The following is an 18,769-nucleotide window of genomic DNA, read 5'->3' as shown; positions in this document are numbered from 1 at the left end:
TCTATTTTTTTGCAATAAAATTTTTATCGAGGCAGGTGAACCTCAAACCGACTTCCTGTTCCCAGTTGACTGGTTACAGTAATTTGACCGCCACAAAGTCTAATGATGCGATCGACAATAGCCAAGCCAAGACCATTTCCTTCCTGATGATGGGACTGGTCTGTTTGATAAAATTTTTCAAAAATCCTTGGCAATAGTTCCTCAGAAATTCCACATCCCTTGTCTTCCATCACCACTATCAAGCCCTGCTCACTTTCTTGAACTGAAACAGCAATGTCTACTTCCTGCCCAGAATACTTGATTGCATTGTCCAAGAGATTAACCCAAACTTGCATCAGAAGGTCCGGATTGCTGTCTAAGAAAACTGCAGAGCTATCCAAACGAAATGAGATTTCTTTTTCCTGCCATTTTTCTGAGAGGGCAATCATGGCCTGCCGAATCTGCTCATCTACTCGCACCCGTGTTACCGGACCTAAATGATCTAGATTGTCCACCCGCGACATCTGCAAGATTGTATCACACAAGCGACTAAGGCGCTGACTTTCCACTTGTATTAACCGAGTAAATTCCAAGCGACTAGCCTCATCTAGCTGAGGATTTTGCAATAGTTCACTGATATTGGCAATGGCTGCAATCGGTGTTTTCAATTCATGGGATACATTGGTCATAAAATCTTTACGCATGTAATCCATCTGTGCAAGCGAACGAATCATATCGTTGATACTTTCAGATAGCTCATCCAACTCATTATAGTAAGCATATCCCTTACGGAGCTGCTCATTGCGTTCGACACGACCAACAAATTCCCCTCGACTAACATTGGCTACCACCCTATTCACCTCTTCAATAGGCTTGGTCAAGTGCCGAGCACCATACCACATGCTGATAGCACCAAAAAGAATCGTCAGCACACAGACGAAAAATGTTGCCAAATGCAAGAGGAGACTGGTCATTTCTCCTCGATATATCAAGACAAAACCAAGAGTAACCAGCAACATAGCTAAGAATACACAAGCCGTCAAAGTTGCCGCAAACATAAAGGTAAAGTACTGACGTAAAGGGAGACGAAACCGTTTAGTTTTCATGGGCACGATAACCAACTCCTCTCACCGTTTCAATCGTAAAATCTGGAAGATGCTCTACCTTACGGCGCAGTTTATTGATACAGGCATCCACCAAGCGTTCATCCAACTCATCTTCTATTCCCCAAATGGTATCTAGCAATTCCAAACGAGTGAAAATCTTATTGGGATAGCTAAGAAGATGAAAGAGAACACGAAATTCTTTCTGAGGCAAGGTCAAAAGGACAGATCCCTTGGTCAAACTCAGTTGGTCTTCATCTAGTAGACAGTCCCCCACTTTCAGCTGGTGACTGGCAAAAATATTGGATCGGCGTAAGAGTGCCTTAATCCGCAGGCTCAACTCTTGCAGCTGAATCGGCTTCATCATGTAGTCATCTGCTCCCAGTTCAAAGCCTTTTTCCATATCATCAAATTGCGAACGCGCTGTTATAACAATGATAGGGACTTGATAACTCGCCTGGCGCAAGGATTGAATCAAGTCATAACCATCTAGGACAGGCATCATAATGTCTGTTACGATGAGCTGTACTTCTGTTTTTTCTAAAATATCGAGCGCCACAGCCCCATTTTCCGCCACCAATACCTCATAACCGTCTTGTTGTAATTTGGTCGCGATGAGGCTTTGTTGCAAGGCATTATCTTCCACTACTAGTATTTTTATCATGCTTTTATTTTAGCATAATTTTTAGAGGGAGTGGGAAAGAACTCATAGCAATCAACAAAGAGTTCCCTTCGCTCCCTTATTTTTAAGCTCAGGCAGAAAACGTCCACTGGACCTTTTCTCTCCCACCCCCGCACAGTTGATTAGGCTATCCTTGAAGCTTGAAAAGCGAATAAAGATGCCAATCAGCAGTGGTTGTCGGGTGCTGAAGCACCTCGTCAACTGTGCGGGGGAAAGACTATGCTATTAAAATAGCAAGGCTTTCTCCCAACCACTGCGTCTTGCAATTCTAGCTCAAATAAAATTAGGAGTTGGACTTGAGCCTAGCTCCTTGAATTAGGTGATCATTTTCCGATCATCACGGCAGTTTTTTGAAAGAATACTAACTACATTTTGAAAAAAGCTAACGATGAGGAACGGAGAATTAACCCTAAACAAATGTATTGAACTGTGAATACAGATTCTTAAGATTCTTTGACTAGCTTCCCTTGTTTGAGACGATAAACAGTATCGACTAAATCTAGGACACGCTCATCATGGGTTACCATGATAGCAGCCGTATTTCTTTCCTTCACTTCCTTACGAATCAACTCCGTTACTTGACGCCCTCTCACTTCATCCAAGCTAGCTGTCGGTTCATCTGCTAAAATGAGTTTTGGGTGATGAATAAAGGCACGTGCAATCGCCACGCGTTGCTTTTGTCCTCCGGATAACTGTCGTGGAAATTTATGGGCTGAGTCAGCCATCCCTAATTCTTCTAAGAGCTGAGCAATTTCTGATTGGCTTTGTTTTTTATCGACATTTTCCGCAAAATGCGCTACCTGTTCTAACTGGTCCTGTACCGTTAAATAAGGGAGAAGTTGATGACTTTGGAAAATGAAGCCCAATTTGTGGCGACGAAGTTTGGTGTACTCTTTTTGTGATAACTGGGTTACATCCTGCTTGTCTAATAATAAGTGTCCACTATCTGCACCAAGCAGCAAGCCTGCAATTGACAAGAGCGTACTTTTCCCTGAACCAGATGGCCCAAGAATAGCAACGAATTCTCCCGCTTGAACCGCCAAATCCAATTCCTTCAAAATGACAGCCTGTTCCTCACCATCCTTATAAGACTTAGAAATAGCTTTTAATTCCATGACATTTTCCATTATTCTTCACCTCCATTTATCACTTCAACCGGATCAATTTTTGCTACTTTTAGAATGGACAAACCACTACTTAATAAGGCAATGACGAGAAAAGCAAGCGATACCCAAGCGATATGCACAAAATTTAAAACAAATGGCATAGAAACTGGCAAGGCGAGGGATAAGGCGTAGGCCAAACCATCCCCCACAAGAATCCCTAGAAGCGCCAAAAAGAGAATCTGTGCTAACTGGAAACGACCAATTTCAAACATGCTCATACCAATAGCCTTCATGACACTAAATTCATGCCGTTTTTGTAGGGTAATGATATAGAAAAACACTCCCAAAATCGCTGCTGAAGCTAATACCAAGACCCATAAAATCATATTGAGAGTTGACTGCTCAGCACTGTAGCCAGGGATTTTTGAAATCAGTGTGTTCTTCTCAATAATTTCCAAGTCTGCTAATTTTTGATCTGCAACCGCCTTGTCTTTGACGGCAAAAGCCTGTGGATGATAGCTAAAGTTTGGATTTTTTTCCTTTTGTAAATCTTTATAGGTCTGTTCAGAAATGTAAGCAACTGGGCCATGAGCGTACATTTCATTATGAGTAAATCCACTCACCGTCAATTGAGTCCCCGTCGCTTCGTCTTCCAATACATCGCCTAATTTGACCCCTTTCGCCTTCAGGCTATCATTGAGAAGAATCGTATTTTTTTCAGTTGTCAGTGATTTCCCCTCAACTGCTTTTGGGGCGATAAAACTAGCCGGATCAATCACAAAATACATGATATCAAGGGTGTCTTCATCCCCATTTTGTGGCACCAAACCTGTCCTTTGAATAGATAGACCCGTTTTATCCTTTAACTGCAAGTCGTCAACAGCTGCAAGGTCTTCTTCTGTCATATTTGAAAAAGTAATGACCTTTTCCGCCTTGTCCGACAGAATATAGTAACTAGCTGGACTATTCTCAATAGCAGCACTAACGGCTCGCCCAAGTCCATTTGCCAAACCAGACAAAAAGACGACCATAAACATCATCAGAATGATGAGTAGTTCAATTAAGAGATATTTTTTCTTGTAAAAAAGCAATTCTTTCCAAGCATATGGCATACAAGTTCCCACTTTCTTTATTTTTTTATCAGTCTAACAAAATTTTATGACCTCAATATGACCTCATTGATTTTTTTGAAAAACTCGCAAATCATTTGCCAAAAATTTGGCATCATTCGAAAGGTAAAAAAGTTATACTATTCTTGGAAATTTTGTCTCGACGTTTTCCTACCTTTTGTTTACTTTATATAAAATGGAGGTTTTCTCATGCAAAAGAAAAAACTGGCTCTTGGTCTCTTGACCATGCTCTTCCTATCTCAATCTGCTACAGCTTACGCCTGTACAGGATTTATCATCGGGAAAGACTTAACGAAAGACGGAACAGCTCTCTATGGACGCACAGAAGATTTAGAGCCCAATCACAATAAAACCTTTGTTGTTTATCCTGCAAAAACCAATAAAACTGGTGCAAAATTAGTAGATGAAAGCAATGGTTTTACCTATTCACTTCCTAACCAATCTTATAAATACACCGCAGTCCCAGACGTCACTCCAAAGGATGGCGTTTACGACGAAGCAGGCTTTAATGAATTTGGGGTCTCTATGTCTGCGACTGTTTCCGCCACTGCTAATGACAAGATTCTAAAACTTGATCCCTATATTGAAGATGGACTAGCTGAGTCCAATATGACCAGTTTGATCTTGCCAAGTGTCAAGACTGCTAAAGAAGGCATCGAGTTGATTGCTAAGGTGGTCACTGAAAAGGGATCTGCAGAAGGAAACATCGTCGTTTTGGCAGATAAAGAAGGCATCTGGTACATGGAAATTCTCTCTGGGCACCAATACGTCGCTATCAAATTCCCAGATGACAAATTTGCTGTTTTTCCAAATACCTTCTTCTTAGGACATGTTGATTTTGCTGATAAAGAACATGTTATTGCTTCAAGTGGTGTCGAGGACCTCGCTAAAAAAGCAGATTCCTATAAGGAAGTCGACGGTCAATTCCACATTGCTCAGTCTTACAATCCAAAACTGTCTGATGGTAACCGCTCACGCTCTTATTCTGGTATCAAGAGCTTGGACCCAGACAGCAAGGTAACTTACAAGGATGACTACTATGAACTCCTGCAATCTACCGATAAAAAATTCGATCTCCAAGATGCTATGAAGCTGCAGCGCAACCGTTTTGAAGGATTAGAATTAAAACCACTGGATCAAATGGAGTTAGACGGAAAAGGCAAACCAGATTCTAAAAATGCTGTAGACGGCTATGCCTACCCTATTTCCAACCCAAATGTCATGGAAGCCCACATCTTCCAACTGAAAGAAAATGTCCCTGCCCAACTCGGTGGAGGTGTTATGTGGCTGTCTGTCGGTAGCCCACGCTTTGCCCCTTACTTGCCTTACTATGGAAATATCACAGACACTTACAAAGCCTATAAAAAGACCAACACCAAGTACAATAAGAAATCCTGGTATTGGACAGTTTCTCATATCAACCAAATGATTGCTAAAAATCCTGATAAGTATTCCCAAAAGGTTCTCGACCAAATCCAAGAACTTGAAAGTCAGTGGATGAAAGAAATCGCAACTGATGAAGAGAAACTCGTAAAACTCAGCCAATCAGATCCTGAAACAGCAGCCAAAGAAAGTACGGAAACATCGAAACAACGTGCCAAAGAAGCCTTCAAACAATTAAAAACTATCGAAAAAGACATTGCTAAACAAAGCAAGTCAGACAAGAAATAAAGGAAAGGTCTGGACATCCTGTCCAGACCTCTCCTTTATATGACCTAATATTTCTTCTTCGGATGGCGGTCAATAACCTGTGGATTGGCATCAATCGCTGCCTGACCTTTATCTGTCAGAAGGATGCCACGAACGGTAAAGTACTGGCCTAACTCTTCTTCTGTCAGATTGTCCTTTAAGGCTTGGTCCAAATCGGCCGCCTTCATTTTAGATAAACCCGCTACACCCTTGTCCTTCAAAATCTTCTTTTTCTTAGTGGCGTTGAGATGGTCCAATGAAGCAAAAGCTGTCTCTAATTGAGCATAGCCCTTGTCAAGAAGTTCTTGTAAATGCTGAGGGGCATTGATCCCATACATATACTCAAAATACTTAGGGAACCAAGTCTCGTTAGTGAAGGTATCAAAAGCGATACGCCAGAGCAAAATAATATCCCCTGCCAAGAGGCCATCTTCCAAAAGTTCCATATTCTTCTTTGGAACAGGCTTAAATTCTTCTGTCGCAAGGTCACGCTCTGGTGAAATATAAGGTTTTACTGGATAATCTCCGTACATAGTCACACTCCAAAATTTACTCTGTTTAGTATAGCATAAAAAGAAAGGCTGGGCAAAATACCCAACCTACATCATCATTTACTAATAACGATAAAATCCACGACCAGCAGCCTTACCAGTGTATCCTTTATCCAAATAATCCTCTTTGAGCATCTGAGCCAATCTAGCATGGATGTTCTCAGGATCAGAAGAGGTTTCTGCATAGTTCCTCATGATATTATAGGCTGTCTGAATACCTACAATATCTAGAATTTCCAAGGGACCAATGGGTGCCCCTATCCCCAGCTTCCATGTACGATCAATGGTTTGAGGCAAGCAAAAACACGAAAATGTTCAAATTTCACAATACTGAATGTTGGCAGCCTTCATGCCAGTTGAGAAGAAAATTTGAGAGCTATTTATGGTATAATGTGACTTATAAACTGAATTCCAGAAAGGATTACCATGAAAAAAACACTTGTATGGACAGCCCTCGCTGCCAGCCTTCTTTTGACGGCTTGCGCCAATGAGGCTGACAAAACGACATCATCATCACCTGCTAACAGCAGTCAAGCTAGCACCACAGGCACAGGAGCTAGCCAACAATACCAAAAAGATTTGGCTTACGCCATCAACAATCCAAACGCTACTTTTCCACAACTTTCCTCTGCAATTGCGGAAAATGAAGCTGCCGTCATTCTCAAAACAACTGCTGGGGACATTCATATCAAACTCTTCCCAGAACAAGCCCCACTTGCTGTGGAAAACTTCTTAACTCATGCCAAAGAAGGCTATTATAAGGACGTCATCTTCCACCGTGTCATCAAGAATTTCATGATTCAAACTGGTGATCCTAAGGGAAATGGTACTGGCGGTGAGTCTATTTGGAAGGGCAAAGACGACACAATTGACGCTGGCAATGGCTTCAAAAATGAAATTTCTGCCTTCCTCTACAATATCCGTGGCTCTCTTGCCATGGCAAATGCTGGCGCTGATACAAATGGAAGCCAATTCTACATCAACCAAAATACAGCCGATGCTTCGAGTCAATTACCTACTAGCAAATACCCAGCCAAAATCATTGAGGCCTACAAAAATGGTGGAAATCCTAGCCTAGATGGTGGCTATACTGTTTTCGGACAAGTCACAAGCGGTATGGACATTGTGGACCAGATTGTAGCTGTTGAAACAGATGACATGGATAAACCCAAAACAGACATTAAAATTGAAAGCATCGAAATTGTGAAGGATTACGATTTCAGTAAAAAATAATGCTACATATTCAAAAAAATCAGTTGAGATCTCAACTGATTTTTTGTTACTATTTTTCTAAAAATGCCAGTAAGGTCTTGGCTGATCGTTCGCCAGCTTGGATGATAAATTCATCAAAGGTAATATTGGCATCACCTTGAGCTGTGTCACTCATGGCACGGATAACAAGGAAAGGTTTGCCTGCATTGACCGCAGCTTGCGCAATGGCTGCTCCTTCCATTTCCACTGCTAGGACTTGTGGGAAGTTTGCCTTGATAGCTGCAATCTTGTCCTGACCCGCAATGAAACTATCTCCTGTAGCAATGAGTCCCACTTGACTGGTCAAGTCTTGTTCAGCTAAGACTGAACGCATTTTTTCCAACAAAGTTTGATCTGCTGGGAAATAGAGTTCCTGCCCAGCCATTTGTCCATAGGCATAGCCAAAGGCAGTGACATCCACATCATGGTAGGATAATTTGTCAGCAACAACTACGTCCCCAATCTGTAAACCTTCTGCAACAGCGCCAGCCGAACCTGTATTGATGACCGCATCGACTTGGAAATGGTCAGCCAAAATAGCCACAGACATAGCGGACATGACTTTCCCAATACCAGACTGCACCAAGACAACTTCTGACTTTCCGAGGCGACCAGTATAATAGGTATTTCCTAAAACAGAAACTTCCTCTTTTTCCACCAAAGCCTCTACCAAAATCTTTAGTTCCTGAGGCATAGCAGCAATAATTCCAAATTTCATATGACTCCTCTAAAAATAAATAACAGCTAGAACAAACAAAATCAGCAAGAAGACAATCCAAAAAAGAGTTTTATTGACCTTGGACTTGAACCGTTCTTTTTTTATGGTCTCAATACGGCGACTCTTGACAATGGACGCTTCTACTGGAATCCGTATTGTCTGCCCTTCTTGATAACCTTGGTAGTCTTCGTCTTCCCAGTCTTCTAATTCTTCGTCATCATAATCCTCTTCAAAATAGCCAAATCGCTTTTTACGAGCTTCGCGTTCCAGCACTTCATCTGACAACAAGGGCTTTCTCATAGATACCTACTTTCTCAGTAGTTGGTAGTATTGAAGTGCCATAATGGTCTTGGCGTCACATATCTCACCACTTGCTACTAAGGCTTGCGCTTCTTCTAATGTCACTTCATAAAGTTCAATGACTTCATCTTCGTCCTGCGGGCGAGGATTTTCTACCTTCGTCAAGTTCTCTGCTAAGTACAAACGCAAACGTTCATTACAAAAGCCAATGGCAGAGTAAAAATCAGATAGAAGAACCAACTTATCTGTTGTGTAACCTGTTTCTTCTTCCAGTTCACGTAAGGCAGCAGCTTCTTGGCTATCTGCTTCGCCATCTTCTAGCTTTCCAGCAGGAATCTCATAGATGACCCGTTCAATAGCCTTTCGGAATTGACGTACTAGCACAATCTTGTCTTCTGGAGTAACCGCCAATACGCAGACCGCTCCCTTGTGGAAAATCAATTCTCGCTTGGCTTGACCCAATCCATTTGGCAGCTCCACATCGTCTACGACTACGTCAAAGATATGCCCCTTGAAAATTTCTTTCCGAGCAATCGTTTTTTCCTCAAATTCCATAAAAACTCCTATTTTTGACTAGGATGATGAGGAAGGCGAGTAGCATAGCCGATTTTATTTTCCTGACGGCAACGACCAATAGCTACGCTATCTGCTGGAACATCCTTGGTAATGGTTGAACCTGCTGCCGTCAAGGCGCTATCCCCAATTTCAACGGGAGCAATAATGGTTGAATGGCTACCGATAAAGACATTGTCGTGAATGAGCGTCTTGTACTTACCTTGTCCGTCATAGTTTACCGTAATGGTACCTGCACCAACATTGACATTGTTACCAACTTGAGCATTTCCGATATAGGTCAAGTGACCTGACTTAGTATTTTCACCCAAAGTGGAAGCCTTGATTTCCACGAAGTTCCCCACATGAGCGTCTTTCTTGAGAAGACTTCCTGGACGGATATGAGCGTAAGGCCCCACTGTTACACCTGTCTCAATGACAGAATCTCCAATATCTGAATTGCTGATAACCACATCCGCTGCAATGCTTGAATCCACCACGCGCGTGCCATTGGTCAAAACAGTCCGTTCACCGATTTTCGTTTTCCCTTTAAGGGTAACATTGGCCTCGATGACCACTTCCGCACCAATTTCCACATCAATGTCAATGTAGGTTGCTTCTGGATTGGTAAAGGTGACACCGTTAACCATGTGTTTTTCTGTAATCCGCTTGCGCATCACAGCCTCAGCAGTCGCAAGGGCAATACGGTCATTAACACCCAAGCTTTCATCAAAATCACGGAGAATATAGGCACCAACTTTTTCACCAGCCTGACGGAAAATGGAAATCACGTCTGTCAAGTAATACTCACCCTGCGCATTGTCCGTATTGATGTCTTTGAGAGCTTCAAAGAGGCGTTTGTTGTCAAAAAGATAGGTTCCGGTATTGATTTCCTTGATTTGCTTTTCAAAATCGTTGGCGTCTTTTTGCTCAACAATTTTCAAAACTTCGCCATCATTGTTCCGAATAATCCGGCCGTAACCGAATGGATTTTCCGCTTGAGCTGTCAAAATCGTTGCCACATTCTTATGGCTAATGTGAAAGTTAATCAAGTTTTTCAAGCTATCACCTGTGATGAGTGGCGTGTCACCTGCGATAACCAAGGTCTGCCCTTCAAGCCCCGCAAGTGCTTCTTCTGCCATCATGACCGCATGACCAGTACCTAGTTGCTCAGACTGGAGCGCAAACTCAGACTGCCCCTCCAACACTTCCTGAACCAATTCTGCCTTGTGACCAACAATGGTCTCAATCTTAGCAGGATCAATAGCTGAAACCGCACGAAAAACGTGTTCCAACATCGAAATACCTGCTACCTTGTGCAGAACCTTTGGAAGGTCTGACTTCATGCGAGTCCCTTTTCCCGCAGCTAAAATAATTGCATAATTTGCCATAAGATTTCCTTTATTTTTCTTTTGTACAACATAAGAACCAGTAAAGTCTATGCAGCAGCACACACAAGATCTAGATCCACTAGTTTCCCCAATAAAGGGTAAAAACGAATGTTACCTCATTACAGTATACCATTTTTATCCTTTTTTGTGAATGATAAATCAATCTTGGGGAGAAAAGGCTTGGTCATTCTCCATTAGGAATGGTTTGGTAGCTCCCGTTGTATCGACATCATACTTATCCAATAAATAATCACCGATAGCCTGCTTGGACTTAAATAGCAATACTTGATAAGGCTCTTCAAATGAAATTTTTTCCACAAACAGATACTTCTTGCCTGTCGGAATCAGTACTCCTACGTGTCCGATAAAGAGCTTGGTCTGTTGCTCATCGAGTTGATCATGCATCCAGACCGAAACCATCTTGGCTTTTCCAGTATGAAACTTCACACCTTTCTTATTCCAGTAGTCCTGAACTTTCTCAATATGGACCTGATGATCTGTCACATTTTCCGTCGCTACAGCACCAAAAATCGTTCGAAACGCCTTCTCTTCTTCTGCTGTTAATTGATACGGATCTGGGGCTTGTGTAATAGCTTCATTATCAATGAAAAGCAGATGGTCATCGTAATCATCTGTTGACGCCACCGAAACAAGCTCTTTCAATAAACCAAAACTTGTCAATCGGCAATTGTAGCCGGGAAAAGTAGGAAATTGACTGGTCCATTTTTCACTGATGGCTGCCACATCGTAGTCGGGAATGAGGGACCTCGATGTAGCAAAATCTGCCTGTACAAAACTGTCTGTTGGCACATGCTGATTGTAGAATTGTACCTGCTCAAAAAAAGCGAGAACAGCGGCTTCTGGTAAAGACGCCACCATCTTACTTTTCACTGCTTCCTGTGTCGGCTGATCAAACAAATTCGAATAGGTAATCAACTTCGTCGCTACCTTACGCCCTTCTTGACTAGAAGCTAGCATGGATGAGTTAGACGATTCTACAGGCATGTGTGTCAGACGACTACATCCTGCTAACAATATTAAACATGTACTTGCCAGTATAACTGCTTTACATTTCATATTCTCTCCTAGTTATCAATATTATTGAAAAGTATCCACGTACTCACTTCAATTCTCTGATTTTGGACTTGATAGCTCTCACGTGAATTTTTGGAAAAACATCCAAACTTGCAAGCTGATCCAGAGACAGCCAGTAAGGACTGTAGACATTATCCCTACTCGACCGCTCCTTTTCCTCACCAGAAATGGCTAGTTTCCCCACCGCCAAATCCGTTTCCGCTAGGAACACAGCCCCCTCCGCAGAACTTTCTAACAGTGTCAACTGCTGTGTTGATAAGTTAATATCCAACTCCTCAGCAACTTCCCGTAGAGCAGCTGCTTCCAGCGTCTCACTGCTTTCCAAACCGCCACCAGGCCAAACCTGATAGATTCGACCTTCTTTTTGCCGACCAATCACGATAACCGACTGCTTGAGTTTGTCGAGAATAAGGATTGTAACACGCATTTAGACCTCCGATTTTATTCCAATAATCAACTTCATGGCGCTACGATTTTTCACTTGCTTCTTAAAACCTTCCTGCCAATCCCAAATATAAACTGACTTTCCTAGCCAAAAGCGTAAATAAATGGACTGAGGTTTTAACTTTCCAGAAATCCCCTTGACTTCCCACTCGCTACCATCTTCTTCTTCAAATTCTGTTCGAACTAACCAACGATTTCCAAGACCAAACTCAATATACTTTTTCACTTCAAACTCCAACCGCCATCAATTTTAACGATTTCTCCTTGCATGGAGCTGGCTTTTCCAGATGCTAGAAAGGCAGTGAGGTCGGCGATTTCTTCTGCTTGCATCCAGCGGCCAATTGGAGTCTCACTAGCTACCCAGTCTGCCAGCCCCCCTGGTTCAAAATCTGCCGCTGTCATGCCTGTCTGAACGGCACCTGGGGCAATACCAAAAATCTGCACACCAGCCTTGGCATAGTCCAGCGCTAGCTGGCGGGTGAATCCTGCCAGAGCATGCTTACTGGCTGTATAGGCCGCGCCTCCGCCACCAGCTAGAAAGCTAGCAATAGAGCACATATTAATAATGATACCTTCTTTTCTCTCTACCATTTTTGCCAGATAGTGGCGGGTCAACTTGACCGTCCCAAAGAAGTTTGTGGCGAAAACTTGTTCAAATTCCTCTTCTGAAATCTCTAGCAGGGGCTGATAGTTGTCGAGGATTCCTGCGGTGTTACATAAGATATCCACCTCTGGAACCTGCTCGATCAGCGCAGCTATATCCCTTGTCAGGTCTAACTGATAAAAATGAAAGTCTCCCGACAAGTCAGGTTTAGCTGACTTGTCTACACCGTAAACCGCGCAGCCATTTTCCAAAAAAAGCCGTGCTTGTGCCAGTCCAATCCCTGAGGAAACGCCTGTAATGAGGACCCGTCTAGTCATGGACCTGTACCCAATCAGTGGCTAGGACGTCGCAAGGGGTCGGCGCCCACATGGAGAAGCCTTCGCCCTCACCGCTAACATTGATCAGGAAATAGGGAGTCACCTCAAGTTGCTTACCGTCTACTTCTAAGCGGTCAAAGAGTTGGACATAGTTCTCTGCCCCGCCCCAACCTGTGCGCACATACTTTTTCTTGGCCTTCAAGCCTGGTAAAATCTCTTCAAATGTCATGGGAATACCTCTTTTCTTTTTTTACATTTTACCAAAAAAGTAGCGTCGGGCGCTACTTTTCTTATCGACTCACGATGCAGTGATAGGAGCGAGAGGTTAGAAGATAAACGGCTAGATAGGTCAGCAAATAAATCAAAACTGTCACGCTGGTCACCAACATCATTAAGGAGTCACTGGTCAAAATCATGAGTTTGAGAATTAAGGTCAGCATCTTGAATGCTGCTGTCAAGTGAATAACCGCAATACAAACAGGTAGGAGAAAGACTGTCAGCATTTGCTTGTGAATGCTACGCTTGGTTTCTTTTTCATCCAAACCAACCTTTTGCATCATAACAAATCGTTCACGGTCTTCAAAACCTTCTGAGATTTGCTTGTAGTAAATCACCAAAGCGGTTGCCATCAAAAAGATCAGTGATAGAATACCTCCAATAAAGATAATCGAGCCAGCAATCGCATAAAGCTGTAGCTAAAATTACCACGAGAAGCGATAAACCAGTTGGTAAACGGAAATTCCTTATCTGCATCTGGCATGAAATCTCGGCTGAGTTTTCCATAGGCCTCATCTTGCTCTTTCAAGGATAAATCTGTATCAATACCTGTGTAATAATGACTATTATTAGCTGGAAGCAATTGCACATCATCAGACAATACAACGACAACCGTCGTCTCCACAAGAAGAGACATATTGGTTGGAATTTTCAAGTTGGTAAAATCTTCTTTCAAAACTTCCTTAATATGGAAGTCTTTGTCATTTATCGTGAGCGGCTTTGTACTATCCATAGACTTCCCGCTGGTATAGAGAAGAATCTCCTTGCCTGTTAGGCTCGTCTTCTTGCCTGTCATCTTTTGGTAGTCACTTTGATGAATGGCAATCAAATAACCTACTCCAGAGGAATCTCCACCTCCATCTTCTGAAATCTGTCCATTTTCATAGGCCGAAATGGTATTTCCTGATAAAGTTTTTAGAAAGGCTGCTTGGTATTGAAATTGGGTGAGCTTTGCATCTTTCAAGGGGCCCTTAGCCAAGGATTCTCTGATACACACATCTGCTTCTGCCTGCCCTGCCGTAACTTTTCCATTTTCATTGGCCTTGGGTTCTAATTCAATATAAAAATCATTTGGATATTGCTTAGCGATATAATTTTCTGCACCAGCATAAATATTAATAGCCCCGACCATGGTCACTAAAACCATGGTAGACAGAATGGAAATGGTCGCCAGTCCCATGGCGTTTTTTTGCATACGGAAAATAAGATTGGAAACCGAGATGAAATTGACAGGCTTATAATAGTAATTTGGACGATTTTTCAGAAAATGCAGGAAGCTAATGATTCCGACATTAAACAAGATATAGGTCGCAACAATAACCATGAGAACAGCGATAAAAAAGTTGTTCATAGCCTGAAGGGGGGCTTTAATATCCTGAGCCAACCAGTAAGCAATACCAAGAATCACCAAACCTAAAAAGGTCTGAACCCATAGAAAACGACCATTTTTTTCTACTTTCTTTTATCTCTTACAAGATTCAAGGAAGTAGAAAATCCTAGTTTTCCAGCATTAAGTAGCCAAATCAGTACAAAAATAGCTCCAAAATATTCTAAAATAGTGAACACAGTGGACCACTGAAAACTTGATACCAGTAGGACATCCATTTTCATCACTTTGAGTAAAATCGCATAGAAGAGCTTGTCGAGTAAAGCTCCCGTCACAATGCTTAAGAAAAGCGAACTAACTGCAAAGAACAGAGTTTCTACCAAGGTCATTAAAAGTAGGTGTTTTTTATCCATCCCTAAGACGCTGTAGAGACCGATTTCCTTGCTCCGATTTTTCATGACGAAGGAATTGGCATAGAAAATCATTATCACTACTGCAATCATCACAACGTAAAAGCCAAAATCTAATACCGTTCGAACGCCTGTCGCTCCCCATACTCGAAAGAGATTGGGGTTGTTAGCCAGCGATGTAAAAATATAGGCAAAGGCAGAGGATAAGACTGTTACCAGAGCAAAGGGATAATAGAGTTTGCGATTTTTGAGCAAATTGGACAGGCCAGTTTATAGGTCAATCCCCACATACTACTCACCTCGATTCGCCATAACCGTCAAGGTATCGGAGATTGCTTGGAACATCTCTTGATCCGTGCGATTTCCGCGGTAGATTTGATTGTAAAGAATCCCGTCACGGATAAATAGCTACATATTCTCCCTCATCCACTGTAAAATGAATGTCCTTCAAGGCCTGAACTTGATTGGCTTGAAATCGAGTTTGGTAAATCTTTTTCACATGCTGTACATCTAGTAGTGTCATCGCAGTTCTCCATTTCTTTTTGCTGCTTTCATTTTACTGCTAAAAAGCCATGGTATCCATGGTTCTAACTTGCATCTCGCTTACAGATTTGTAAGATTAATCTAAACTGAGTCGTTTTTGATAAACATCAATTCGAATCTCGGTTCCTTGGCCAATCTCGGAGGTCAATTTTAGAGTGAGGTCTAATTCGTGGGCAATCTTCCGAGATAAATAGAGCCCTAATCCTGATGATTGTTGGGTAATCCTGCCATTGTATCCCGAAAATCCTCGTTCAAAAACCCGCTCCAAATCTTCCTTGGCAATCCCAATTCCCGTGTCACGAATCACCAAATCTCCTTCATCGTAGCAAAATCGAAATGGTTCCTGTTTTGGTATATTTCAGTGCGTTGGACAAAAATTGTTCCAACAGAAGCCCGAACCAACGCTTATCTGTCACGATTTCCTGTTCTAAATCTCCTAACTCCAGGCGAATGCGTTGCTGGATAAAGAAAATGGAAAATTTCTTAACCGTTTGATTGACCAAGTCTGCAAGATTTTCCTTACAAAAAACGAGGTCATCATGAAAAGACTGCAACCGTAAGTAATTAAGCACCAAGCCAGTATACTGTTCAATTTTTACCAGTTCTTGGGTCAATTCTTGCTTGTGTTGACTGGTTTCCAAATCTCCTATCAAGAGCTGACTCGCCGCAATGGGAACTTTCATTTGATGAGCCCTCATGGTATAGTAATCCTGCAACTCCTCTTGACGCGCGCGTTCTTCTGCCTTAAAATTCAATAGTTTTTGTTCAGCTTCTTGGTATTTTTCCTGCAACAAAAATTCTACCGGTGACTTGATAGAAAACTCCTGTCCCGTCTGTACAGCCGTCCATTTCCGAAATTCTCGTGTCCCGTCTAAAAGGAAAAGCAAAAAAGCTACCACCAAGAGCAAAAGCAAACCGTAACCTGCTAACTCCTGGGCTACACCATGCAGAATCGCTAGAATCCAAAGCAAACTAGCCATCAGGGTAAAACCGAAGAGAAATACAAAACGAATCCGCAGCCAGATGGAAAAGAACGTCCAAAAATCGCTTCTAATCATACCGTTTCACCAAGCCGTAACCGACTCCTTTTTTGGTCAAAATCAAATTAGCCAAGCCAAGATCAGCCAATTTCTTTCGCAAGCGGGCAACATTGACCGTCAAGGTATTGTCATCAATAAACAAATCGCTATTCCACAACTCTTTCATCAACTCCTCCCGACTCACAATCACTTGAGGCCGTTCAAAAAGAACACGTAAAATTTGAAATTCGTTCTTGGTTAATTCCTCTGTCTTTTCTAAAAAACTCACCTGCATGGTTTTCAAATCCAAAGAAACATCATCAAAAAGCAGGACAGCTTGTTCCCCAACAAAGTCATAGGTCCGCCGCAAGAGTCCCTGTATCTTGGCTAGAAGCACTGTCATATCAAAGGTTTGGTCACATAGTCATCTGCCCCCATATTGATAGCCATGACAGTATCCATTGGCTGGTCATGGGAGGACAAAAAGATAATGGGCAACCGTGATTCCTTCCGAATTTCTTGGCACCAATAGTAACCATAAAAAAATGGAAGAGTAATATCCAGCAAGAGCAAATGGGGTTGAAATTGTCGGATTTGTTCTAAAATAGATTGAAAATCTGTCACTTCTTCTACTTGGTACCCCCAGTTTGTCAAATTTTTGGCTCCCAAACGACTGATGGTCGCATCATCCTCTACAATCAAAATCTTCTGCATAGGGAACCCCTTTCCTTTCTTTTCTTATAAAGGATTTACGAGCTAAATGGAATGGGTTCTCGTAGACTTACAAGATTGTAAGTCCATATTTGTCTTTTGAGAGGACTTAAGCTATACTGATAAAAACGATATTCAAAGGAAAATTATGGCCAATATACTCAACTATATCACAGATTGTCAACATGAAAATTTCTATGAGACCCCTCTCAATGAATTGGATATTCTAGCCCTAACAGAAGTTTCCTATCTCCCCTTTGACGACTTGATTTGTCCTGATTTTTCAGCAGAAAAGGGAATTCGCTTAGATGATTTGGCGACACAATTTCATGAAAAATTCAAGATGGGTTACCCTCCCCTGTCCATGGTCAACCGTGACCGTCTGGCACTGCTACAAAGTCTCAGTACCAGTAAGCGTTTTAAGTATATTCGCGCTTTTGCCTACATCAATGACTACAGTCTGGAAGCTCAAAAACAGTTCGCTGCAGTCTGCTACCGTATCACACCTCAAAATGTCTTGACGGTTTTCCGTGGTACGGACGATACCATCATTGGCTGGAAAGAAGATTTTCATATGACCTATATGGCAGAAATTCCTGCCCAAGCTGCCGCAAGAGACTATCTGGAAACAGCCATTGAAAAATTAACTACCAATTTCTACGTATCTGGCCATTCAAAAGGAGGCAATCTAGCTATCTTTGCAAGCAGTCAAGTTAAAACTGCCCTACAAGAAAGCATTCAAGATGTCTACAGTTTTGACGGACCAGGTCTTCACGACAGTATTTTACAATCTAATGGCTACTCTGCCATTGAAAATCGCATCCACTCCATTATTCCAGAAGGCTCTATCGTGGGGATGATGTTGGAAACTCCGAGAAATGCTCTCATTGTCAAAAGTACAGGACTTGGCCTGGGCCAACATGTCAGTTTTACTTGGGAAATCGCCAATAGAACCTTTCTACCCGCACCGAGTCTAACAACTGAGAGCCTGCAAATGGATCAAACACTGAAAACTTGGACTGCCAGTCTCACACCAGAAGAACTCAAAACCTTCTTCGATCTCTTCTTTGGTCTCTTTACCCAGGCCGGTATTTACCGCTTCAGCGATATAACTGTTGATACACCTACGAAATTGCAAGCACTAGCGAAAAATCGACAACTTCTTACACCTGAAGAAAACCAAATGTTTGAACGTATCACCCATCTCCTCATTGACACCCGCTACCAAATTTGGAAAGATCAACTACAGCCTCTGCCTAACTTTGACATGAAAAAATTAAAAATAAATCTCCCCGATTTCCACCAGTCGCTAAGCAAACTAACAGAAGAATTTAGTGATGAGAAAAACAAGCAGAAATGATAAAAAAGAAAGAGTTGATCCTATGAAAAAAACTGACCTCTATCTATTAGACGTCAGTAGCTTCAGCCTATCCTTTTAGAAGCCAGCCAATATCTCTGTCACCTGGGATTTTTTGATACCGGAGATATTCTGACTAATTCGCTTGGATTTATCTTTGGCAATCTCATCCACGATAGCTCAATAGGGAAAAGCATTCGCTCACATATCAAAC

Annotated in this window: 22 protein-coding genes and 4 pseudogenes; 3 read left to right on the top strand and 23 right to left on the bottom strand. The window is 42.1% G+C overall.

Annotated features, from left to right (window positions below):
* Positions 1 to 23: 23 nt before the first annotated feature.
* From ACHUFA_RS02315 to ACHUFA_RS02300, 4 genes are all read right to left on the bottom strand, one after another.
* Positions 24 to 1,085, bottom strand: coding sequence for a sensor histidine kinase (locus tag ACHUFA_RS02315; protein ID WP_394404798.1), 1,062 nt, complete (start codon positions 1,083 to 1,085; stop codon positions 24 to 26).
* Positions 1,075 to 1,746 (bottom strand): response regulator transcription factor, encoded by a 672-nt coding sequence (locus ACHUFA_RS02310; protein ID WP_394404797.1) that lies wholly within the window; start codon positions 1,744 to 1,746, stop codon positions 1,075 to 1,077. The genes ACHUFA_RS02315 and ACHUFA_RS02310 overlap by 11 nt, the downstream gene beginning before the upstream one ends.
* 461 nt (positions 1,747 to 2,207) lie before the next feature.
* Positions 2,208 to 2,891 (bottom strand): ABC transporter ATP-binding protein, encoded by a 684-nt coding sequence (locus tag ACHUFA_RS02305; RefSeq protein ID WP_222349074.1) that lies wholly within the window; start codon positions 2,889 to 2,891, stop codon positions 2,208 to 2,210.
* Positions 2,891 to 3,982, bottom strand: a complete 1,092-nt coding sequence (locus ACHUFA_RS02300) for an ABC transporter permease (protein WP_394404796.1) — start codon at positions 3,980 to 3,982, stop codon at positions 2,891 to 2,893. The genes ACHUFA_RS02305 and ACHUFA_RS02300 overlap by 1 nt, the downstream gene beginning before the upstream one ends.
* A 207-nt stretch (positions 3,983 to 4,189) precedes the next feature.
* On the opposite strand from ACHUFA_RS02300, the gene ACHUFA_RS02295 reads away from it, so the two are divergent.
* Entirely contained in the window at positions 4,190 to 5,671 is a 1,482-nt protein-coding gene (locus ACHUFA_RS02295) for a C69 family dipeptidase (RefSeq protein WP_222349072.1), read from the top strand.
* Between the two features lie 44 nt (positions 5,672 to 5,715).
* Here ACHUFA_RS02295 and ACHUFA_RS02290 read toward each other — a convergent pair whose 3' ends face one another.
* The gene (locus tag ACHUFA_RS02290) at positions 5,716 to 6,222 is read right to left on the bottom strand and encodes a hypothetical protein (protein WP_394404795.1); all 507 of its coding nucleotides are present in this window, start codon (positions 6,220 to 6,222) and stop codon (positions 5,716 to 5,718) included.
* A gap of 81 nt (positions 6,223 to 6,303) precedes the next feature.
* Positions 6,304 to 6,531, bottom strand: a pseudogene (locus ACHUFA_RS02285) (3-hydroxyacyl-CoA dehydrogenase family protein); the annotation flags it as partial.
* A 135-nt stretch (positions 6,532 to 6,666) separates the two neighbouring features.
* Between ACHUFA_RS02285 and ACHUFA_RS02280 the strand changes: the two are divergent.
* Complete coding sequence (locus ACHUFA_RS02280; protein ID WP_394404794.1) at positions 6,667 to 7,473, top strand: peptidylprolyl isomerase; 807 nt, start codon at positions 6,667 to 6,669, stop codon at positions 7,471 to 7,473.
* A gap of 49 nt (positions 7,474 to 7,522) precedes the next feature.
* On the opposite strand, the gene ACHUFA_RS02275 is transcribed toward ACHUFA_RS02280, so the two are convergent.
* The 17 genes and pseudogenes from ACHUFA_RS02275 to ACHUFA_RS02195 form a co-directional block, all read right to left on the bottom strand.
* Complete coding sequence (locus tag ACHUFA_RS02275) at positions 7,523 to 8,209, bottom strand: 5'-methylthioadenosine/adenosylhomocysteine nucleosidase (RefSeq protein WP_222349068.1); 687 nt, start codon at positions 8,207 to 8,209, stop codon at positions 7,523 to 7,525.
* 9 nt (positions 8,210 to 8,218) lie between these two features.
* Positions 8,219 to 8,509 carry a cell wall synthase accessory phosphoprotein MacP gene (gene macP / locus ACHUFA_RS02270; protein ID WP_222349067.1) on the bottom strand — a complete coding sequence of 97 codons (291 nt, stop codon included), beginning with the start codon at positions 8,507 to 8,509 and terminating at the stop codon, positions 8,219 to 8,221.
* 6 nt (positions 8,510 to 8,515) lie between these two features.
* On the bottom strand, positions 8,516 to 9,064 hold the full coding sequence (locus tag ACHUFA_RS02265; protein ID WP_222349066.1) for an NUDIX hydrolase: 549 nt from the start codon (positions 9,062 to 9,064) through the stop codon (positions 8,516 to 8,518).
* A gap of 8 nt (positions 9,065 to 9,072) precedes the next feature.
* The gene (gene glmU, locus ACHUFA_RS02260) at positions 9,073 to 10,452 is read right to left on the bottom strand and encodes a bifunctional UDP-N-acetylglucosamine diphosphorylase/glucosamine-1-phosphate N-acetyltransferase GlmU (protein ID WP_222349065.1); all 1,380 of its coding nucleotides are present in this window, start codon (positions 10,450 to 10,452) and stop codon (positions 9,073 to 9,075) included.
* Between the two features lie 159 nt (positions 10,453 to 10,611).
* Positions 10,612 to 11,529 carry a DUF4300 family protein gene (locus tag ACHUFA_RS02255; protein WP_394404793.1) on the bottom strand — a complete coding sequence of 306 codons (918 nt, stop codon included), beginning with the start codon at positions 11,527 to 11,529 and terminating at the stop codon, positions 10,612 to 10,614.
* Between the two features lie 43 nt (positions 11,530 to 11,572).
* On the bottom strand, positions 11,573 to 11,974 hold the full coding sequence (locus tag ACHUFA_RS02250; protein ID WP_222349056.1) for an NUDIX domain-containing protein: 402 nt from the start codon (positions 11,972 to 11,974) through the stop codon (positions 11,573 to 11,575).
* On the bottom strand, positions 11,975 to 12,217 hold the full coding sequence (locus ACHUFA_RS02245) for a DUF3977 family protein (RefSeq protein WP_222349054.1): 243 nt from the start codon (positions 12,215 to 12,217) through the stop codon (positions 11,975 to 11,977).
* Positions 12,214 to 12,912, bottom strand: a complete 699-nt coding sequence (locus ACHUFA_RS02240) for a 3-oxoacyl-ACP reductase (RefSeq protein WP_394404792.1) — start codon at positions 12,910 to 12,912, stop codon at positions 12,214 to 12,216. The genes ACHUFA_RS02245 and ACHUFA_RS02240 overlap by 4 nt, the downstream gene beginning before the upstream one ends.
* A complete protein-coding gene (locus ACHUFA_RS02235) occupies positions 12,905 to 13,141 on the bottom strand; it encodes a DUF2829 domain-containing protein (protein WP_222349051.1) in 237 nt (78 codons plus the stop codon). The genes ACHUFA_RS02240 and ACHUFA_RS02235 overlap by 8 nt, the downstream gene beginning before the upstream one ends.
* Positions 13,142 to 13,202: 61 nt before the next feature.
* A complete protein-coding gene (locus tag ACHUFA_RS02230; RefSeq protein ID WP_222349049.1) occupies positions 13,203 to 13,541 on the bottom strand; it encodes an FtsX-like permease family protein in 339 nt (112 codons plus the stop codon).
* 8 nt (positions 13,542 to 13,549) lie between these two features.
* Entirely contained in the window at positions 13,550 to 14,539 is a 990-nt protein-coding gene (locus tag ACHUFA_RS02225) for a hypothetical protein (RefSeq protein WP_394404791.1), read from the bottom strand.
* A gap of 101 nt (positions 14,540 to 14,640) precedes the next feature.
* Positions 14,641 to 15,180 carry an FtsX-like permease family protein gene (locus tag ACHUFA_RS02220; protein ID WP_394404790.1) on the bottom strand — a complete coding sequence of 180 codons (540 nt, stop codon included), beginning with the start codon at positions 15,178 to 15,180 and terminating at the stop codon, positions 14,641 to 14,643.
* A 36-nt stretch (positions 15,181 to 15,216) separates the two neighbouring features.
* Positions 15,217 to 15,333: pseudogene (locus ACHUFA_RS02215) on the bottom strand (ABC transporter ATP-binding protein); the annotation flags it as partial.
* Positions 15,329 to 15,448, bottom strand: a pseudogene (locus ACHUFA_RS02210) (ABC transporter ATP-binding protein); the annotation flags it as partial. The pseudogenes ACHUFA_RS02210 and ACHUFA_RS02215, both read right to left, overlap by 5 nt.
* A gap of 96 nt (positions 15,449 to 15,544) precedes the next feature.
* On the bottom strand, positions 15,545 to 15,775 hold the full coding sequence (locus tag ACHUFA_RS02205; protein ID WP_394404789.1) for an ATP-binding protein: 231 nt from the start codon (positions 15,773 to 15,775) through the stop codon (positions 15,545 to 15,547).
* Between the two features lie 10 nt (positions 15,776 to 15,785).
* Positions 15,786 to 16,526: a sensor histidine kinase gene (locus tag ACHUFA_RS02200; RefSeq protein WP_394404788.1), complete on the bottom strand. Its 741-nt coding sequence runs from the start codon at positions 16,524 to 16,526 to the stop codon at positions 15,786 to 15,788.
* A pseudogene (locus tag ACHUFA_RS02195) lies at positions 16,519 to 17,201 on the bottom strand (response regulator transcription factor). The gene ACHUFA_RS02200 and the pseudogene ACHUFA_RS02195 overlap by 8 nt, the downstream one beginning before the upstream one ends.
* Positions 17,202 to 17,346: 145 nt before the next feature.
* On the opposite strand from ACHUFA_RS02195, the gene ACHUFA_RS02190 reads away from it, so the two are divergent.
* Positions 17,347 to 18,558, top strand: coding sequence for a DUF2974 domain-containing protein (locus tag ACHUFA_RS02190; RefSeq protein ID WP_222349042.1), 1,212 nt, complete (start codon positions 17,347 to 17,349; stop codon positions 18,556 to 18,558).
* Positions 18,559 to 18,769 lie beyond the last annotated feature (211 nt).

Source organism: Streptococcus hepaticus (assembly GCF_043656315.1).
Taxonomy (GTDB): domain Bacteria; phylum Bacillota; class Bacilli; order Lactobacillales; family Streptococcaceae; genus Streptococcus; species Streptococcus hepaticus.
Note: the sequence above shows the minus strand (reverse complement) of the source record. Positions and strands in the feature narration are given on the sequence as shown.

Bases quoted from the DNA above. Each gene is read 5' to 3' on its own strand.
- ACHUFA_RS02315 (WP_394404798.1), bottom strand. From the start codon at position 1,085: ATGAAAACTAAACGGTTTCGTCTCCCTTTACGTCAGTACTTTACCTTT.
- ACHUFA_RS02310 (WP_394404797.1), bottom strand. From the start codon at position 1,746: ATGATAAAAATACTAGTAGTGGAAGATAATGCCTTGCAACAAAGCCTC.
- ACHUFA_RS02305 (WP_222349074.1), bottom strand. From the start codon at position 2,891: ATGGAAAATGTCATGGAATTAAAAGCTATTTCTAAGTCTTATAAGGAT.
- ACHUFA_RS02300 (WP_394404796.1), bottom strand. From the start codon at position 3,982: ATGCCATATGCTTGGAAAGAATTGCTTTTTTACAAGAAAAAATATCTC.
- ACHUFA_RS02295 (WP_222349072.1), top strand. From the start codon at position 4,190: ATGCAAAAGAAAAAACTGGCTCTTGGTCTCTTGACCATGCTCTTCCTA.
- ACHUFA_RS02290 (WP_394404795.1), bottom strand. From the start codon at position 6,222: ATGTACGGAGATTATCCAGTAAAACCTTATATTTCACCAGAGCGTGAC.
- ACHUFA_RS02280 (WP_394404794.1), top strand. From the start codon at position 6,667: ATGAAAAAAACACTTGTATGGACAGCCCTCGCTGCCAGCCTTCTTTTG.
- ACHUFA_RS02275 (WP_222349068.1), bottom strand. From the start codon at position 8,209: ATGAAATTTGGAATTATTGCTGCTATGCCTCAGGAACTAAAGATTTTG.
- macP (WP_222349067.1), bottom strand. From the start codon at position 8,509: ATGAGAAAGCCCTTGTTGTCAGATGAAGTGCTGGAACGCGAAGCTCGT.
- ACHUFA_RS02265 (WP_222349066.1), bottom strand. From the start codon at position 9,064: ATGGAATTTGAGGAAAAAACGATTGCTCGGAAAGAAATTTTCAAGGGG.
- glmU (WP_222349065.1), bottom strand. From the start codon at position 10,452: ATGGCAAATTATGCAATTATTTTAGCTGCGGGAAAAGGGACTCGCATG.
- ACHUFA_RS02255 (WP_394404793.1), bottom strand. From the start codon at position 11,529: ATGAAATGTAAAGCAGTTATACTGGCAAGTACATGTTTAATATTGTTA.
- ACHUFA_RS02250 (WP_222349056.1), bottom strand. From the start codon at position 11,974: ATGCGTGTTACAATCCTTATTCTCGACAAACTCAAGCAGTCGGTTATC.
- ACHUFA_RS02240 (WP_394404792.1), bottom strand. From the start codon at position 12,912: ATGACTAGACGGGTCCTCATTACAGGCGTTTCCTCAGGGATTGGACTG.
- ACHUFA_RS02235 (WP_222349051.1), bottom strand. From the start codon at position 13,141: ATGACATTTGAAGAGATTTTACCAGGCTTGAAGGCCAAGAAAAAGTAT.
- ACHUFA_RS02230 (WP_222349049.1), bottom strand. From the start codon at position 13,541: ATGGCAACCGCTTTGGTGATTTACTACAAGCAAATCTCAGAAGGTTTT.
- ACHUFA_RS02225 (WP_394404791.1), bottom strand. From the start codon at position 14,539: ATGAACAACTTTTTTATCGCTGTTCTCATGGTTATTGTTGCGACCTAT.
- ACHUFA_RS02200 (WP_394404788.1), bottom strand. From the start codon at position 16,526: ATGATTAGAAGCGATTTTTGGACGTTCTTTTCCATCTGGCTGCGGATT.
- ACHUFA_RS02190 (WP_222349042.1), top strand. From the start codon at position 17,347: ATGGCCAATATACTCAACTATATCACAGATTGTCAACATGAAAATTTC.